This is a genomic window from Streptomyces albidus (ex Kaewkla and Franco 2022), from assembly GCF_013870515.1.
Taxonomy (GTDB): Bacteria; Actinomycetota; Actinomycetes; order Streptomycetales; family Streptomycetaceae; genus Streptomyces; species Streptomyces albidus.
This window is the reverse complement of sequence record NZ_JACBXA010000429.1, coordinates 1-2,845: the sequence shown is the minus strand read 5'-3', so window position 1 is coordinate 2,845 and position 2,845 is coordinate 1. Positions and strand designations below refer to the sequence as shown.

At 71.0% G+C, this 2,845-nt stretch carries 3 protein-coding genes; all 3 read left to right on the top strand.

What is annotated here, in order from left to right:
• Positions 1-1,097 (top strand): MMPL family transporter (locus tag H5J26_RS30105; RefSeq protein WP_181769127.1); only part of this gene is annotated, 1,097 nt, incomplete at its 5' end.
• 95 nt (positions 1,098-1,192) lie between these two features.
• Complete coding sequence (locus tag H5J26_RS30100; RefSeq protein ID WP_181769126.1) at positions 1,193-2,407, top strand: cytochrome P450; 1,215 nt, start codon at positions 1,193-1,195, stop codon at positions 2,405-2,407.
• Positions 2,408-2,448: 41 nt separating this feature from the next.
• The coding region (locus H5J26_RS30095) for a DUF4260 family protein (protein ID WP_181769125.1) at positions 2,449-2,845 on the top strand (397 nt) is incomplete at its 3' end.

Sequence of the window (2,845 nt, the reverse complement as noted above, 5' to 3'; positions counted from 1 at the left end):
CGGCGCCCGTGGCCGGCGCACGCTTCACCGGCGTCGACGCCGGGATGCTGCCCGGCGGTACGAGCGCGGGTCACACGGCGAAGGCCATCGAGCGCGACTTCGAGGACCCCATGACCTCCCCGCTGCAGATCGTCCTCGACACCCCGGGGGACGACGCCGCGCTGGAGAAGTACGCCGACGAGGTCGCGAAGGTCTCCGGCGTCCGCGACGTGGGGAAGCCCTTCCGGATCGACGGCGGGCACTGGGAGATCGACGCGGTCCTCGCGGGCGCCCCTCTCGGCAACACCGCCCAGGACGCGGCGGAAGCGGTGCAGGACATCGACGCCCCGCACCCCGCCCGCTTCACCGGTCTGACGGCCGACCTCCTCGCCCAGCAGGACTCCATCAAGGACCGGCTGCCGACGGCCGTCGGCGTGCTGGCGGTCGTGACCGTGCTGCTGCTCTTCGCCTTCTCCGGTTCGCTGCTGCTGCCGCTGACGGCGCTGCTGATGAATCTGCTGTCCACGGGTGCGGCACTCGGGTTCCTGGTGTGGGCCTTCCAGGGCGGCAACCTCGGATTCGCCGAGCAGAGCGGCATCGAGACCACCACACCCGTACTCGTCTTCGCGCTCGCCTTCGGCCTCTCCACGGACTACAACGTCTTCCTGCTCGGCCGGATCAAGGAAGCGAAGGCCGCGGGCGGCGACGACCGTGCCGCGGTGGCCGAAGGACTGGCACGCACCGGGCCCATCGTCACCTCGGCGGCGGTGCTGTTCTGCGTCGCGGTCGGGGCCCTCGGCCTGTCCCAGATCGTGCTGGTCCAGGAGCTCGGCATGGGGACCGCCTTCGCCGTGATCGTGGACGCCACTCTCGTACGCGCCCTGCTCGTGCCGTCGCTGATGGCGCTGCTGGGCCGCAGCAACTGGTGGGCGCCCGCTCCACTGCGCAGGCTGCATCAAGCGCTGCGCCTGGACCGGATGGAGCCGCCGGGGCAGGAGCCGTCGGTGCGGGGCAGCTCCCGCGCCGACGGTACCGCCGGCCGCTCCGCCGCGTCGCCGGACACGGAAGTGGCGCCGGACGCGGAAGCGGAGACCGCCCGAGCCGGCACTTCCGTCTGACTCTGCCTCCGCCCGACTCCGTACGCCGCCCGCACCCCGCGGACCCCCGACTCCCGTACGCACCCCACCTTCCGATCCCGCAGCAGGAGACCTCGATGGCCAGCGAATCCCGCACCGAACCGGAGTACAGCTACCCCTTCCACCGGCCCTCCGCCGTGCAGGTGCCGCCCGTCTACGAGGAGTTGCGGGCGAAGTGCCCCGTGGCGCACGTGAGGTTGCCCAGCGGCGACGACGGTTACGTGGTCTCCCGCTACGACGACGTGCGTACCGTCCTGTCGGACCTCCGCTTCAGCCGGGCCGCGACGGTGGAGCCGGGCGCACCGCAGCTGTCCAAGACGCCTCCGCTGGCCGGCGGCCTCTTCACCATGGACCCGCCCGAGCACACGCGGCTGCGCAAGCTCGTCTCGCGGGAGTTCACGGCCCGCCGGGTGCACAACCTGCGGCCGCGCATCCAGGAGCTGACCGACGAGCTGCTGGACAAGATGGAGAAGCTCTCCCCGCCGGCGGACCTGAACACCGAACTGGCCTTCCCGCTGCCGGTGATGGTGATCTGCGAGCTCCTGGGCGTGCCCTTCGAGGACCGCGACCGCTTCCGCGCGTGGTCCGACGCGTTCGTCTCGCTGACCTCGCACACGCCCGAGGAGGTCATGCACCAGCGCAAGTCCATGGTCGAGTACCTGGGAGCGCTGGTGCAGAAGAAGCGGGCGGAGCCCACGGACGACCTGCTGGGCGCGCTCGTCTCCGCACACGACGAGCAGGGCAGCCTCAGCGAGCACGAGCTGATCACCATGGGCATCACGCTGCTGGTGGCCGGGCACGAGACGACCGTCAGCATGATCGGCACATGCGTGCTGACGCTTCTGCGCCACCCCGAGCACCTCGCCGCGCTGCGGGAGAGCCCGGAGAAGATGGAGCACGCCGTCGAGGAACTGCTGCGGATGAACCCCATCGGCGACGGCGGGCCGCTGCGGGTGACCCTCGAGGACGTCGAGCTGGGCGGCACGGTGATTCCGAAGGGCAGCGCCGTGCTCGCGGCGATCTGCTCGGCCAACCGCGACCCGGACCAGTTCACCGAGGGCTCCGCCGACGAGTTCGACCCCGCACGGCCCTCTGCGACCAGCCACGTCGCTCTCGGCCACGGGGCGCACTTCTGCCTCGGGGCGGCACTGGCGCGGGCCGAACTCCAGATCGTGCTCTCCTCGTTGCTCCGCCGCTTCCCTGACCTGCGCCTTGCCGAGGACGTCGAAAATCTGCGCATGTCGACGGGGATGATGGTGCACGGCCTGACACGTCTGCCGGTCACCTGGTAGCGCGACGGCCCCCATCCGCCCCGAGTTGTTGAGGAGAGACCGTGACAACCAGCGCTCCCGGGAGCGGCGCCCCGAGCCCGTCGGCATCGTGGCCCGCCCGCCTGGCCTGGGCCGCACTCGGCGCCTTTCTGTTGTTCTGGGCGGTGTTCGAGGGGGTCAAGCACGGCGGCTGGTCGATTCCGCTCGCCGTGCTCGGATTCCTCGTCCCTGACCTGTCGTTCCTGCTCGGTGTGGGCGGCGAACCGCGCGAGAAGGGCCGTTTCCCCTCTCGCATGGTCGCCGTCTACAACGTGCTGCACCGACCGCTGATCCCGCTGGTGCTGTTGGTCGTCCTCTCCTTCGCGCCCACCGCGAACACGGCCATCGCCGCACCGTTCACCTTCGGCCTGGCCTGGCTCGGACACATCTGCGTGGACCGTGTCCTCGGCTACGGCCTGC

Excerpts from the sequence above, each read along its gene's own strand:
- H5J26_RS30100 (WP_181769126.1), top strand. The coding sequence starts at position 1,193 with ATGGCCAGCGAATCCCGCACCGAACCGGAGTACAGCTACCCCTTCCAC.